We start from the raw sequence: 13,775 nt of genomic DNA on the forward strand, positions 1-13,775 counted from the left end.
CGCGTCCGAAGCCGGAAAGCCGAGACGATTTGCCTCGATTTGCCTCGACCGGGCCCCGCTCTGCCGGTTCGGCAGCCTGGACCCGGCGGAATCGGGGTGGCTGGGCTGGCTCGGCCTGCTGGCGGTGCGCCGCTGGCGACAGCAGCATCGCCTGCGAGGTCTCCGCGAGCCCTGCCTCCCGGAGACCTCGCAGGCTAAAGAAGCCGGGCAAAACCCCTGGCTCCGCCTGGCCGCACCGGCGAATGCGGGGGAGCGGCTCCGCTGCCGATGGCTTGGCGAATCGGTCCGCTTCCGCCCAGGGTGTCGTCGCCTTCGCACTCGGCGCGGCTGGCGAGCAGGGTGCCGCTGAGCGGCGAAAACGGTCCCTCGCGGGCGCATTTCCCGCTTCGGATTCCGTTCAGCGATTCTTCCCGTTCCATTGACGAGGCCTGCCGGAGAGGTGTCGCCGGACCCGATCGGAGGCAGCCTGAAGCTGGCTGGCGGCACGCACTAGACGCGCCGCCAGCCAGATTGTTCCGCGATCAATAACGGTCGCTGAGAAGCTGCTCGCCGGTCAGGTAATTCTGACGGCGTTCAGCGACACTTCGGCTCGGGAGTTCTGCAGGCGGTTATTCTTCCTGCTCTGCTTTTCGCCTTCTCGTTGAATGATCAAGAACTCCGCATTCGTTTTACGGGCTGGAGCGGCGATAGCCGGAAGCCGCTTCCTGCTGCAGGTGCAGGTGCTCGGACGACAGTCTGGTCCCCGGCACCGGGTTCACCGGCCGCGGCGTTCCGGTGACGTCGATCGCCACGAAGACCAAGTCCGCGGAAGCCACCGGCGTCGGCGGCGCCGCGAGGTCCTCGGGATCGTCGGCCCAGCCCGACCAGTAAGTGGCGGTCACCGTGGTGCGGACTTCGATCGAGGTGTTGTTGACCCGCTCGATCTGCGCGCGGGCGTGCAGCAAACCGCCCTCTCGCACGGGGTTCAGGAACTCCATGCGCTGCACGGCGCGGGTGGCCGTCGGGCCGTTGCTGTACTCGAGGGTCACGAGCCAGGCCGCGTGGTCGATCAGCCGGAAAATGACCGCGCCCGCGACGTCTCCCTGGTGGTTGAGGTCGGCGGGCTGGGCCAGGTGGGTCAAAGTGCGCTGAATCAGCGGTCGCGCACAAGGCGCGGACGAACTGGTGCTCATCACGGTATTCCTTCCGGTCATTGGTTGGCCTGCGCGAAAAAGCCGCACGTCAGTGCGGCGGAAAAGCGGGGGAACTTCAGGGCTCCGCGGAAATGGTGCGCGGAATTCCGCTCGTCCCGGTGAGACGCACCCGCATGCCCGGGGATCGCCCGTCGCCATGCCAAAACAACCCGATCGGGCAGCGATTTCCGCTCGGGTTCAGGTGAATGCGTCGATCGGGCACCTCGACGTTCGATGGATGCTCTCTCTGAATCGATCCTAGCACGGCCGAAAGAGTGCCCCGCGCGATTGCACCGGCTTCACGCGAAGGGTGGCATAAACGTGAAAGTGAAACGCATTGCGCGTTTTCCGGTGACGCGTTGGTGATGTCCACGACCAGGCCGCTGCCTTCGCCGGTTCCGCCATGCGCGGTGAGCGCGATCCCGCCGCCTGCGGTCGGCAGAGCGAAAATGTGGACGAGGCGGTCGCATGGCTTCGGCTCGGGGCAGGTCTCGGGACGGGGACCGAGGACGAGAGCGGCCGGTTTTGCCGGGGGTCGGTGGCATGATCACCGACGTGCTGGACAACGAGGCGCCTGCTGAGGTTTTCGCCGGGCTGGACGAGATCGACTGGATCGCGATGGAACACGCGTACGGACCGGCGGGGGACGTCCCCGGGCTGCTTCGCGGGCTGGTGTCTGCCGACCCGGCCGTGCGGGAGGTCGCGCTCGACGGCATGTACGGGGCGGTGCACCACCAGGGCGATGTCTACGAATGCACGGTCGCGGCCGTCCCGTTCCTGGTGCGCGTAGCCGCGTGCCCCGGTCTCCCCGGGCGCGCTGATGTGCTGCGGCTGCTGGCCAGCATCGGCGGTGCGGAACGGTCTTCGCCGCCGGCGGATCGCGACCGCATGCGGTACGGGCAGGCAGCGTCGGCAGTGGGCGGCGCTGCTGAGGCACTGCTGCCGTTGCTGGCCGATTCCGACGTGGAGGTCCGGGAGGCCGTTGGCGCCGCACTGCTCGCCCGCCGGTCCGAGGTGGCCGAGGTCGCGGCGGCGGTGCAGCGGCGGCTCGCCGCGGAAGCGGTGCCGGCCGTCGCGGCTGCTCTGGTCGCCACGATCGGAACGTTCGCCCGGCGCTCGGCGGAGATCGACCTCTCCGGCGTGCGCACCGCGTTGGCCGAGCCCGGGCCCCCGAAGGTGCGGCTGGCCGCGCTCGCCGCGCTGGCCCGCTCCGGCACGGAAACGCTGTCGGCCGAGAGGCTTGCGCTGGCGGTGGAATTGCTGACCGCCCAGCATGCCGCCCCCGAGCCCGTGCCGGAGCCGGCCCCGTTCGAGACCCTCCCGGGCGCGCCGCCGACGCTCGCCGGCGAGTTGCGGAAGCGGAAGGCACTGCACCGGAGCGGCCTGCCGGAGGACCTGGAGCCGTACGGACCCTCGCCGGTCCGAGAGCTGAGCTGGGCTTTCGGCGATCAGGTCGGCGACCGGGCCCGGCTGCTGACCGGCCTGGCGGGGGCGGCTGGGCGGCAATGCCGCCTGGACGCCCAGAACGCGGCGAATGACCTCGTCCGCGGCTGGCGCGGCGACTACCACGAGCTGGCCGCACGGGTCGGCGAAAACGCGCTCGACGAGCATCCGCTGCTGGCCGGGAACGCAGTGACCGCGTTGGCGGGATTCGGCGTCCTGGCCGCTCCCGCGGCGGGCGCGCTGAGCCAGGCCCTCGACGCGATGCCCCGGGAAGCCGAACGGAGCAACCCGCTGTCCGGCCAACCGGGTTGGCTCATCAAGACTTCGCGCCCGCGCGGCTCCGGGCCTGCGCGGGTTTCCGTCGATCTCAACCCGATTCTGCCGGTGCTGGCGGAATTGCGGGACGTGCGGGCGTTGCCGGCCCTGCGCTGGGTGCTTGAGCAAGAGCAGCTGCCCACCGGGATCGGAAGCGCCATCGGCAGTTTCGGCGAGCTCGCGGCCGATCTGGTCCCGCTGATCCGTCGCCGGATCCGGGACTTCCCAGGGGAAGCCGAGGCACTGGCAGGCGCGCTGGGGGAGATGGGTGCCGCCGCCGCGGAAGCCGTGCCGGAGATGGCGGCCCTCCTCTCGGACGGCAAGATCCGGGAAACCGTGCCGGCTTTGGGCAAGATAGGTCCTCGCGCCGCCGCCGCGGTTCCGGCACTCCGTTCGCTGCTGGACGAACCAGACCGGGAGTCTTCCATCGGCGCGGCGGTCGCGCTGTGGCGCATCACCGGCGACGCCGATGTCGTGCTCCCCGCGATCGCCCGGCACCTGGACGGAGGCGAATACGCGATCACGGCCGCCGCGGAAGCCCTCGGCGTCCTCGGCCAAGCAGCAACGTCCTACCGCGCACGGTTGCGGACGATGCTCGCCCAAGCCGACGACGAATCCGACCCTTACCGATGGGTGCGTTACCAACTGGCGACCGCCCTGTGGCGCATCGACGGCGACGCCGACGCGGCAGCGGCGGTGCTGGTCACGTTGTGGCGCACGAACCGGGTGCTGATGCCTGCCTTGGCGCGCAGCCTGGCGGAACTGGGTCCCGCCGCCCGTCCGGCCGCATCGCTGGCCCGCGCCGAGCTGGATTCAGTTCGCCGGCACACTGTGCAGGGAGTCGTCGAGTATTTCGATGTCTACAACGGATTCGTCACCGCCGACGAATCGCTGCTCGCCGACTGCCGCACGATCCTGGCCAACACTTCCTGACGGCACAGGACGACGCACGCGGCGCGACATTGTTCGCACCGTTCGCAGACCGAAATGGCTTCGCTGTGCGCCGACCCGGAACGGAAACCCGCCCAGCTCCTCCAGGACTGTCCACAAGCGACTATCGAGGGCGGGCCGTGCTTCGGGCCGTCCCGCACCGGCCGCCCCCCTGTCCGTCAGGGCTTTGGCTGCGGACGGCGACCCGGTACGTGCCGCGTGCTTCGACCGGGTATCGGCGTTCGACGCCGTCGCCCGCGACAACATAGTCGCGGCCTAGTGAAGCGCCGGGGGAGGCAAGGCGGATCCGGCTCCCGGCGGTACTGCCCTCGCCGCGCGCGAGCAGCGGGTCGTCGTAGACGAGCACGTGCGCGCCTCTGGCCTGCTTGACCAGCCCCCGGGCGGCAAAGCTCTCAGGTACCGCCAGCGAGGCCGCGCATACACCTTCGAGATAGCGGGTAGTGCTTGATCGAGCGAGAGGAGACGGTCATGAACCTTGCCGACATCGACCGGCCCGGCTGAGCGAGAACGCCGCGATTGTGCGCTGTGGAAGGTCGTCCGGAAGGAAAGTGAAGATGAACAAGCTGCTGTACCGCCCGCTGGGCATGCTGTTCGGCGTGCTTGGCGGTCTGGCCGCGAACGCGGTGTTCGAACGAGTGTGGAAGCTGATCTCCGGCAGGGAAGAGGTGCCCGCCCCGACCCAGAAAGACCGGGGATGGGGCGAGGTGCTCCTGGCTGCGTCCGTCCAAGGAGCGATCTTCGGCCTGGTGAAGGCAGCTGTCGACCGAGGCGGCGCGACCGGTTACGACAAGCTCACCGGTCAGTGGCCCGGCGACACCGCCAAACACGACAGCGACTGAGATCGGCACCGGCATCCAGCGGGTCGGTCAGCCTTCGGCGCGGACGGGACCCCGGCAGGTGGGGCGTTGCCGGGCAGAACCAGAGGCCGGGACGCGCGCCCAGGCCGGTTGCTGAGTCGCAGCTGAGGTGACACGGTTTGCGCCCCCGGGCAGGCGACACACCCAGGTCGGGTAATACTTCAGGCTCTTTCGCTCTGGATCCTGGCCGAAGGGGGCAGAGGCGGTCGCAGTGGCCCAGGACGAGCCCTTGTGCCACGCCGGTCGCCGCCAGTCCGATAGTCACGTAAGGAAAAGCGCTGACTTTCGGAATCCAGATCCCCCCGATGCTCGCAATCAGCAATGTGACAGAAACGGCTGCCGCTACGCCGCCCATCCCGCTCGCACGCACCGCGGCCAGCGTGTCCAGCCCCGAGTCCCCGGCACTACACGAATGGCGTAATTGCATCCCCCGGCCGTCGGGTGAACGGCTGGTCGAACCCCACTGCAAGACAGAGCATTCGGCGATACGGCCGTCCACCAACTCGGGTGATCGCGACGACACGACACTCTCCCTGACCGATGCGAAGGTGATCTTGCGAAAGGTGTTCAGGGGAGAGGCGCGGGATGGACACGGTGGTCGAACGGATCATTCCGGTGGCGGTTTTTGCGTTGCCGGTGTCGCAGATCCTGTGGGTTGTGCTGGCGGTGCGCAGGAGCCGGCGCTTGCCGCTCTCGATCGCGACGTTCACCGCCGCCATCGACACGGCGATCCTGCTCTGCGGCGGGCTGGTCGTCGTCCTGGTCACGGCACCCGCCGGGGACGGCGAAGGCAGTGCCCTGCACCTGATTCCGGGCCAGGACGTCGCCGGTCTGGGAAACGACGCGGGTTGGCAGATCGCGGGAAACCTGGTGCTGCTGGCACCGCTCGCGGCGCTGGTCCCGTTTCGGGTGCCCCGGCTGCAGTCGCTCGCACGGGTAGCAGCGGCGGCGGCGCTCGTTTCGATCGGGATCGAAGCCGTGCAGTACCTGTTGGACGCCGGCCGGGTCAGCGCCACCGACGACGTACTGTTGAACACGATCGGCGCCACCGCCAGCGCCAGTCTGACTCGCGGTCTTTGGCGTGCTCTCTCCCCGGTGATCCCTCGCCCTCGCGAGGCCGTAGCTTCCGGCCCGGGAACTCCGGCTGCCGGGCCGCCGGAGTCTCGCACTGCGGCTCGCTCGGGAAACTCGGAATCGCGCGCCCCCGATCTGCTCTAGAAGCGTGGGCACGGCCTGTTCGCGCCTCCGTGAACGATGCCCGCTTGCGTTCGGCCGCACGCAAAGTTGCGACGGACGGCCAAATGGCGGCAACTTCAGCGGGCCAGCTTCGCGTACGAGACGAGCAGCACACGACCACGCCCAGGACTATCCGGACGTGTCGTTGCTGGCTCGACCTTGCCCCGGACGGCAAGGCGGCTGCAACAAGGTCGGCGTCGACTGCGGCAGCTTGATCCACGCGCTCGCGTCGGAATCACGCTGCCCGCCAACGCAGCGCCCAGTTCGCGTTCGGCACCTTCGGAAGGGTGGAAACGCGCCCGGCCGGGTCGGCGACATCAGCGTCTGTCGTCCATCGTGCCCGGCACAAAGGGTCCTGGCTCGGTGCCGGATAGAAATGCCGGTCGCCCAACCGGGCCATGCGGGGAGTCCGGTGCTCAGTAATGGGCACGCTGGGTTCGGCGGGCGGTCCGAGGGAACTGACCGGTCGGCTCCGCCCCTGCTTTCGCTCGACAACCACGGCGGGCTCCCGCGCGGACCACGGGTACCCCGGCGCATCGCCGGAGCGTACTTGCGCTGACTCCGTGCGCGGCCACTCCGATCCTGCCAGTGTGTGTCGATATTGATCGGCTCGACGCGTACCAAGTCCCGACGGTTGGCCTGCAGAATTCGGCCGAGACAGTGACGCGTCCAGCGATAAAGTTCACATCGCCCATCGGGGTGAACCGATGCTTGCCCGCCGATTTAGACGCAGATTTCCTTCTTTTTCACCATTGTGCTGTGCGCTTAACAGCGGGCGCGTGTGTGCTCAATTCTGATTGCAGGTGACACCCTAGTCGCCGGTCCGGGCCAGTTGGACTTCGCGATAGGGGTCCAGGCCCTTCTGCCGGGCGCGGCAGGCGATGAGGGAGAGCATGGGGCCGGCCATCGCGGTGGTGGCGACGGCCATGAGAACCATTGCGCCGTAGAGCTGTTGGTCGAGCAGACCGGCCTGTAGGCCGATGCCGAGTGCGACGAGTTCGGTGAGCCCGCGGGTGTTCATGAGGCTGGCGATGACGGCTGCTCGTTCGGAGGGAAGCCCGCCGGCGCGTGCTCCTGCGTAGGTGCCGGCGCATTTTCCGAGGACGGCAAGGGTGACGATCATGCAGAAGTCGCCGATGCCAGCGAGTCCGAGGCGGGAGAGATCGACGTTGAAGCCGGCGATGACGAAGTAGACCGGAAGCAGTTGTCGTGCGGCGAACTCGATCGGACGGGTGATCGTTTCGCGGGCGCGGCCGGTCAGGGTTCTGGGCATGATCATGCCGAAGAGGAACGCGCCGAACACGAGGTGCAGGCCCATCAGTTGGGTGGCCGCCGCGGTGGCGAGGGTGCCGACGAAGACGACGGTCACGGTCGCCGCCGCGGGGTTGGTGCTGGCGAGGAGCCGGGTGAGCAGGGGACGCACGCCGATGAACATGACGGCGATGAACGGGATCAGGAGCAAGGGTTGCCAGTGCGCTGCGAAGTTGTGAGTGGAGAGGGCTTGAACGAACGCGAGCATGGCCCAGGCGACGGCATCACAGGCAGCGGCTGAGGAGAGCGCGATCGCGCCGACGGCGGTGTTGGTGAGGTGTCGTTCGGCGATGATGCGGGCGAGTACGGGGAACGCGGTGATCGACAGGGTGACGCCGATGAACAGGATGAATCCGGTACGGCTGGTCGAATGGTGGTGTCCGGCGAGGTAGACGGCGAGCGCGGCGCCGAGTCCGAAGGGCAGTGCGGTCGATCCGATCGCGACGGCGGCAGTGGCCCGGCGGGTGCTCCGGCTGCCGATGTGCTCGATGCCCGTGCCTACCAGGAACATGAACAGGGCGAGGCCGAGGTTGGCCGGGGTGTGGAGGAAGGGCCGGATGTCGGCGGGGAAGAGCGTGCGGGTCAGAGCGCCGTCGAAGAGGGTCGGGCCGAGGGCGATGCCGGCGATGATTTCGCCGATGACCGGAGGCTGGCCCAGTTTCCGTGCGAGGAATCCGGCGGCACTGGCCAGCGCGATGATGAGCGAGAGGTCGAGCAGGAGGAACGCCACCTGGTGCTCACTCACGCGGAGACCCCTTTGCTCGGCGCGCTGCGGATTCGACAGGATTCGGCCGGGTGCCGCATAATCAAGGTGTGCCTGGTCGTTCGGTCTGGTCGCTGACCCCGCAGCAGAGCATCGAGGCGGAGTGCGCGCGTCGCGGGCGTCCCGCAGTCGTGGACGGATGCGCCAAGTTGATTGTCGGGGAACCGGTCGACGAATCGCTGATCCGCGCGCTCGGCGGTCCGGGCGCCGACAAGTTCTTCGACGGCGCCCAGCACGACGACCTCTACTGGTTCCGGGTGTGGGGCGCGCGCGGCCTGCTGTGGGCGTGGGAGGAGTCCGCTACGCCCGCGATACTCGCCGCGCTGGAGGATGAGTCGTGGCGGGTGCGCGAGATGGGGCTGAAGGTGATTGCACGGCATTTGCTGGGTGACGCGCTCGAAGCCGCGGCTGCGCTTCGAGACGACTCGGTGCTTCGGGTGCGAGAGGCGGCCCGCCGCGCGGTCGTGCTGCTGACCCAGGCCGGGGCCTGAGCGGCGGGTCACGCGCGGCTCGTGAAGGCCATGGGCAGGGACCGGTACCCGCGGAAGAAGTTCGACTCGAGGTGGACGGGGTCGCCGCGCAGTTCGGCCGTGCCGACCAGTTCGAGCATCGCTTTGACGATCGAGCCCACTTCGAGCCGCGCCAGGAACGCCGCGATGCAGTAGTGGGAACCCAGCCCGAAGGTCAGGTGCCGGTTGGGCTTGCGGGTGAAGTCGAGCGTGTCCGGACGATCGAATACCTCGGGGTCGCGGTTGGCCGATCTCAGCCACAGGGTGACGAATTCCCCGGCGTGCATGCGGGTTCCGCCGATCTCGACGTCCTCGGTGGCGACCCGCATCACGTGGCTGACCGGGCATCCGAGCCGGAGAATCTCTTCGGTCGCGGTATCCGGGTCGGCGCGCCCGGCGCGCAGCATCGCCCACTCGCCCGGGTCCGTGACGAGGGTGAGCGCGCCGGCGCTCGACGTGTGCCGTGCCGTCTCGTTGCCGCCCGCGATCAGGTCGTGGCAGTTCATCACTGCGATCTCGGGCCGTATCGGCTGGTCGTACATCGTCGCGTTCGCGAGAACGGTAGCGACGTCGTTCCCCGGCCGGCGGCGTTTCGCGGCCAGCAGTTTGTGGCAGTAGCCGAACAGCTTGGTGTGCGCGGCGATCTGCGCGTTGGAGGTGGTGTAACCGGACCCGCTGAAGGCCGCCTGCGTCAGCTCCTTGACATGATCGCGGTCGTCGTCGGGCACGCCGAGCAGTTCGCAGGTGACGATCGTCGGCAGCGGCGCGGCGACCTTCTCGACGAAGTCGAACGTGCCCTGGTCCAGTACAGCGGACACCAGGTCCCGCGCTATCTGCAGTGTGCTGTCGGTGAGCTTGCGCAGCAATTTCGGTGTGAACGACGTGTTGATCGTCTTCCGCATTTCTGCGTGGGCCGGGTCGTCGGTCACCAGCAGCGACAACCCGCCCGCGGCCGCGCCGGCTTTATCGTCGGTGGGTTTCTCGCCCAGGTGCATGCCTTTCTGCGAGGAGAAGAGGTGCGCGTTGCGCTGGACTTCCTGGATGTGCCGGTACCGCGTGACGGCCCAGTGCTCGCGGAAACCGCCGGACCGGATCGGCCTGCCGAATTCCCGCATCTGCTTCCACGCGCGCTCCGGCCGGTCGTCGGAATAGAGCCGGGCGTCGGTCAGGTCGATTCTCGCGAGATCCTCGAGGACGTCGGGAGTGCCGCTGTTCATCGGGGGCCTTTCAGCTGCCGGGCAGGTCAGATGTCGGCGTTGATCCGGAGGGCGGTGGCCGCGAGTTCCCGGGCCAGCTGGGCGTTGGCGGAGCCGGCTTCGGTGCTTTCGAGACGGGTTGCCAGCAGATTCAGCTGCGAGGCGAGCCGACGCTGCTCGTGGTCGCGGATCATGCTTTGCAGCCAGAGCACGGCGGCGAGCCGCACGCCCCTGGTCACCGGGGTGACCTGGTGAGGCAGGCCGGTCGGGTAGGCGACTGCTGACCCGGCGGGCAGTTTGTAGGTGTGCGTGCCCCACGGGCTGCCGAACGAGAGTTCGCCTCCGTCATAGGTATCCGGCTCGGCCAGGAACACTGTCATGGAGAAGTCGCTGCGGACGTAGTTCTGGCCGAACGGACCGTATGCCTCGTTCTGCACCGTGAACCCCATGATCGGCGAGTCGATGTGCGTGCCGTACGCCATGCCGTCTTCGTACCGGCTGATGATCGCGCGGGTGATCGACCGCGGGAACACGGAGTTGTTGAGATCCAGGTTCGCCCGCACCGCTCGGTCGACGATCTTGACGACCTCGACGTACTGCTGTTCCGAGGCCATTTCCTGGTTGTTCTTGACCTCGGCGCTGCCGCCGTCGGCGCTCACCCGCCCGTCGACGAACCGCGCCGCGCCGACCTTGCCGGTCACTGTTTTGAGCTCAGTCGGGTCGAGGAAGTTGTCGATGACGCGAATGGTGGGCCACATGGGAGTTCCTCCGAAGCAGGCGGGTCAGGCAAGGGACGAGCCGATCTCAGCGAGCAGCCGCGGCTGCGCAGGGCGCAGGAAGAAGTGATCGCCCGGCATGGCGCGCACGCGCCAGGCGGCGCTGGTCTGGGATCCCCACGCGCTGACGTCGTCCTTCCGCACGGACGGGTCGCCGATCCCGTAGAACGCGGTGATCGGGCAGGGCAGCGGGGGTTCGGGTCGGTAGCGGTATCGCTCGCTCAGCGCGAAGTCGGCGCGCAGCGCGGGCAGTACGAGTTCGAGCAGGTCCGGATCGGCGAGGACCTCGGGCCGGGTCGCCCGGAAACGTGCGATCTCCCGGACGAACTCCGCGTCGGGCAGCCGGTGGATGGGTTCGGAGCGGACCGGGACCTGCGGGGCGCCGCGGCCGGACGCGAACAGGTGCCGGGGCAGCGGGTCCCCGCAGCGCCGCAGCTGCCGGACGAACTCGAATGACACCAGCGCGCCCAGGCTGTGGCCGAAGGTCGCGTAGGGCAGGTCCAGCAGTCCGGAGAGGCCGCGGTGCAACTGCGGGAGCAGAGCGGACAGCTGGTACCAGGGCGGTTCGCTGAGCCGGGATTCGCGGCCGGGCAGCTGGACCGCGCACAGCTCGACATCAGGCGGCAGGTGCTCCCGCCATGGCCGGTAAACCGACGCACCGCCTCCGGCGTACGGGAAGCACAGCAGCCGAAGCCGCGGCGTCAGCGGCGCGGGCCAGCGGATGATCCAGCGGCCGGGGTCAGTCATCTGCGGGCCCCACAACGCGGTGTCCCGCGGCGGCGAGCGCCTTCGAGGCCGCTTGGAGCTCAGTGACCAGCAGGTAGTCGGTGTCGTAGGTGGCGACCGCGAACACGCTCAGCCCGGCGTCCGCCAGCGGCGCGACGACTGACGAGAGCACGCCTGGTTCGTCGAGTCCCGACATGCCCGCGACCCGCAGGCAGTGCCATCCGCTGTCGCGGACCGCTCCGGGGACCTGGACGTCTTCGGCACAGATGACCGTCAGCTCGTCGCTCGTGCGCGTGACGCTGAGGAAATCGGCGGACCGGGTGAGCGCGTCGCCTGGGATCGGTGCGGCGGGCGGCAGCCGGCATACGGAGTATCTGCCGGGGACGGACCGGAGCGTTCGGGAGGACATCGGGCTGCTCCTAGTAGACGACCCGCGAATCGCAGGCGAGGCGGTGGGCACGGGACTTGCGGAGGTCGCGGGTGATGTTGACGCGCTTGAACCAGCGGTCGGTGCCGTCGTAGCGAGCGCGGAAGGACGCCCGGCCATGGACAGCGCGGAAATTGTCGATGAGCACAATGTCGCCGGGCCGCAGCACGATCTCGCGCAGCCGGCGATCGATCGCCCGGCAGATCGCGTCGAGCGCGGCGCGCGCCGGCGGGTCGTCACCCGGGACGTCCATGTAATAGGGATCGATGGCGAGATAGGGCGCGACGGGGTCGCCCGAGAGCACAGCGACCCGCTGCGGGCTGCTGTTCATCTGGTCGACGCGGTCTCGCGCGGCCAGCAGCAGCGTGCCCTCGCGGCCCGGCGGGATCTCCGCGGTCCGGTCCTCCGCCGCGAGATGCGAGTCGTCCGGCCGGATGCGGAAACGGGGCTGGAACAGTACGTCGCGTACTTCCGAATCGAGGGTGACGTCGCCGATCGAGGCGAAGGTGGTGGGGATCAGGTCGTGATTGCGCAGCCCGAGCAGAGCAAGATAGTCGCACCGGAGCGGATGGAACGCCTCCTCGGTGTGCCATGCCAGGGTTTCGCTGCTCCCGCTGCCGAGCTGTGTGTGTTCGTGGCCGGGCGAGGGCGAGATATCGTGCACCACCGCGCCGTTCTGCTGCGTGGCCCAGCCGAAGATCTCGCCGAGCAAGGAGGCGACGAGCACGAGCCAGAGCTCCTCGCGCAGCGTCGAGCCCCGGTCGGGCTGGCGGGCCCAATGCCGCGGGGTCGGGCCGATCGCGGCGTCGTTCACCGGCAGCCCGCTGACAACGCATGCGGCGTTCGTCTCGCGGGTGCGCATGGCGCCCAAGGTGCTGCGCAGCCGCAGCGGCAGCTCCTGTGCGTGGAGTGCCGCTGCCGCAAGGAATCCCGGGTTGTCGGCGCGATCGTGCCGGGACATCAAGCGGGAGAGCAGTCCCTCGATCTCGTCGACTTCTCGCCGAGTCAGCGCGAACCGTGCGAGGGTGTCCGCTGTGGTCAAGTGCATGATGTGCTCCGGCTGATGTCGAGGACGTCGCGCAGCATCGCGGCGGATGCCGGTTCCGCGCCAGGTTCCAGGCTGGCCGCGGAGATCCGCATGTTCCGGTCGGTGTGGAACACGATCCCCATCTCGTCGGGGTGCAGCCGCGCGAGCGGGTGGTCGTCCGGCACGGGTGCCGGCTCGACCGAGAGCCGGTAACCGGTCGCGTCGGCCTCGGCCAAGCACAGCAGGACGAGCCGGCGGCCGTCGGCCAGCGGCGCGCGAACGTCGTCGGCGGTGAGTTCGCGGATCCCGCGGATTGCGACGTCCTTGACCGTGCAGGGCATGCGCAGCACGGCGTTCGCCGCGATCGCCAGTTTGCAGGCCGCGTCGTGCCCGTCTACGTCAAGGCTCGGATCAGCCTCGGCGATTCCGCGCCGCTGGGCGTCGCGGACGGCGTCAGCAAAGGAGATTCCGCGTTCCATCGCCCGCAGAATGCTGTGACTGGTGCCGTTCAGGACTCCTTCCATCCGGGTGATCCGGCATCCGGCGAGATCGCGCTGTCCCATCGTGACGACCGGCAGCGCCCCGGCTACGGTCGCGCTGAATCGAAGCATCGAGCCGTATTCGGCGGCGAGCGCGGAGAGTTCCTCGTACGCCAGGGCGACCGGGCCTTTGTTGGCGAGGACGGCGTGCTTTCCGCTGCCGAGCGCGTGCCGGACAGCGGAGAGGCCGGGTTCGCCGTCGACGAGGTCGACCGGCGTCGCTTCGAGCAGGATGTCGGCCTCTGCGCGGTCGAGCATTTCGACCGGGGTCAGACCGGAGACGCCGACTCGGGGCAGTTCGCCGAGCGGCCGACGTTCGGCGAGAGCGGTGCGCAGCACGGCGAGTTCGAGTCCAGCGGGGTCGACAGCGCCGCCGCCGAACTCCGCCACACCGGTCACGAGCAGCCGCACGCCGTGCTCGGCTGCCAGTGCCTCGCCCTGCTCGTCGAGGATGTCCAGTACGCCGCCGCCGACGTGTCCCGCGCCGGCGAGCGCCAGCCGCCAGGTTTTCGGTTCTGTCGCCATCG

At 68.9% G+C, this 13,775-nt stretch carries 12 protein-coding genes; 4 read left to right on the forward strand and 8 right to left on the reverse strand.

All coding sequences use genetic code 11. From position 1 onward, the window contains the following. Positions 1-668: 668 nt before the first annotated feature. Positions 669-1,172, reverse strand: coding sequence for an acyl-CoA thioesterase (locus H4281_RS01185; RefSeq protein ID WP_182888978.1), 504 nt, complete (start codon positions 1,170-1,172; stop codon positions 669-671). Positions 1,173-1,715: 543 nt separating this feature from the next. Here H4281_RS01185 and H4281_RS01190 point away from each other — a divergent pair. The 3 genes from H4281_RS01190 (at position 1,716) to H4281_RS01200 (ending at position 5,956) form a co-directional block, all read left to right on the forward strand. After that, a complete protein-coding gene (locus tag H4281_RS01190) occupies positions 1,716-3,863 on the forward strand; it encodes a HEAT repeat domain-containing protein (protein WP_182888979.1) in 2,148 nt (715 codons plus the stop codon). Between the two features lie 572 nt (positions 3,864-4,435). Continuing rightward, entirely contained in the window at positions 4,436-4,720 is a 285-nt protein-coding gene (locus H4281_RS01195) for a DUF4235 domain-containing protein (RefSeq protein ID WP_182888980.1), read from the forward strand. Positions 4,721-5,323: 603 nt separating this feature from the next. After that, positions 5,324-5,956 carry a VanZ family protein gene (locus H4281_RS01200; RefSeq protein ID WP_182888981.1) on the forward strand — a complete coding sequence of 211 codons (633 nt, stop codon included), beginning with the start codon at positions 5,324-5,326 and terminating at the stop codon, positions 5,954-5,956. A gap of 829 nt (positions 5,957-6,785) precedes the next feature. Here the strand turns inward: H4281_RS01200 and H4281_RS01205 are convergent. Further along, positions 6,786-8,015, reverse strand: a complete 1,230-nt coding sequence (locus H4281_RS01205) for a cation:proton antiporter domain-containing protein (RefSeq protein ID WP_220506574.1) — start codon at positions 8,013-8,015, stop codon at positions 6,786-6,788. Between the two features lie 83 nt (positions 8,016-8,098). Here H4281_RS01205 and H4281_RS01210 point away from each other — a divergent pair, with 83 nt between their 5' ends. Then, entirely contained in the window at positions 8,099-8,539 is a 441-nt protein-coding gene (locus H4281_RS01210) for a HEAT repeat domain-containing protein (protein WP_182888983.1), read from the forward strand. 8 nt (positions 8,540-8,547) lie between these two features. On the opposite strand, the gene H4281_RS01215 is transcribed toward H4281_RS01210, so the two are convergent. Genes H4281_RS01215 through H4281_RS01240 form a run of 6 tightly spaced genes read right to left on the reverse strand, consistent with a single transcriptional unit; the run spans position 8,548 to position 13,773 of the window. Continuing rightward, complete coding sequence (locus tag H4281_RS01215) at positions 8,548-9,774, reverse strand: cytochrome P450 (protein WP_182888984.1); 1,227 nt, start codon at positions 9,772-9,774, stop codon at positions 8,548-8,550. Between the two features lie 26 nt (positions 9,775-9,800). Next, a complete protein-coding gene (locus H4281_RS01220) occupies positions 9,801-10,511 on the reverse strand; it encodes a Fe2+-dependent dioxygenase (RefSeq protein WP_182888985.1) in 711 nt (236 codons plus the stop codon). Between the two features lie 24 nt (positions 10,512-10,535). Beyond that, positions 10,536-11,276: a thioesterase II family protein gene (locus H4281_RS01225; RefSeq protein WP_182888986.1), complete on the reverse strand. Its 741-nt coding sequence runs from the start codon at positions 11,274-11,276 to the stop codon at positions 10,536-10,538. Then, entirely contained in the window at positions 11,269-11,664 is a 396-nt protein-coding gene (locus H4281_RS01230; protein WP_182888987.1) for an ACT domain-containing protein, read from the reverse strand. The genes H4281_RS01225 and H4281_RS01230 overlap by 8 nt, the downstream gene beginning before the upstream one ends. Before the next feature lie 10 nt (positions 11,665-11,674). Continuing rightward, a complete protein-coding gene (gntD, locus tag H4281_RS01235; RefSeq protein WP_182888988.1) occupies positions 11,675-12,730 on the reverse strand; it encodes a guanitoxin biosynthesis L-enduracididine beta-hydroxylase GntD in 1,056 nt (351 codons plus the stop codon). Next, positions 12,721-13,773, reverse strand: a complete 1,053-nt coding sequence (locus tag H4281_RS01240) for a homoserine dehydrogenase (RefSeq protein ID WP_182888989.1) — start codon at positions 13,771-13,773, stop codon at positions 12,721-12,723. The genes gntD and H4281_RS01240 overlap by 10 nt, the downstream gene beginning before the upstream one ends. Positions 13,774-13,775 lie beyond the last annotated feature (2 nt).

The organism is Amycolatopsis dendrobii (assembly GCF_014145675.1).
In the GTDB taxonomy this organism is placed as follows: Bacteria; Actinomycetota; Actinomycetes; order Mycobacteriales; family Pseudonocardiaceae; genus Amycolatopsis; species Amycolatopsis dendrobii.

Excerpts from the sequence above, each read along its gene's own strand:
- H4281_RS01195 (WP_182888980.1), top strand. The coding sequence starts at position 4,436 with ATGAACAAGCTGCTGTACCGCCCGCTGGGCATGCTGTTCGGCGTGCTT.
- gntD (WP_182888988.1), bottom strand. The coding sequence starts at position 12,730 with ATGCACTTGACCACAGCGGACACCCTCGCACGGTTCGCGCTGACTCGG.
- H4281_RS01200 (WP_182888981.1), top strand. The coding sequence starts at position 5,324 with ATGGACACGGTGGTCGAACGGATCATTCCGGTGGCGGTTTTTGCGTTG.
- H4281_RS01185 (WP_182888978.1), bottom strand. The coding sequence starts at position 1,172 with ATGAGCACCAGTTCGTCCGCGCCTTGTGCGCGACCGCTGATTCAGCGC.
- H4281_RS01240 (WP_182888989.1), bottom strand. The coding sequence starts at position 13,773 with ATGGCGACAGAACCGAAAACCTGGCGGCTGGCGCTCGCCGGCGCGGGA.
- H4281_RS01215 (WP_182888984.1), bottom strand. The coding sequence starts at position 9,774 with ATGAACAGCGGCACTCCCGACGTCCTCGAGGATCTCGCGAGAATCGAC.
- H4281_RS01220 (WP_182888985.1), bottom strand. The coding sequence starts at position 10,511 with ATGTGGCCCACCATTCGCGTCATCGACAACTTCCTCGACCCGACTGAG.
- H4281_RS01190 (WP_182888979.1), top strand. The coding sequence starts at position 1,716 with ATGATCACCGACGTGCTGGACAACGAGGCGCCTGCTGAGGTTTTCGCC.
- H4281_RS01230 (WP_182888987.1), bottom strand. The coding sequence starts at position 11,664 with ATGTCCTCCCGAACGCTCCGGTCCGTCCCCGGCAGATACTCCGTATGC.
- H4281_RS01225 (WP_182888986.1), bottom strand. The coding sequence starts at position 11,276 with ATGACTGACCCCGGCCGCTGGATCATCCGCTGGCCCGCGCCGCTGACG.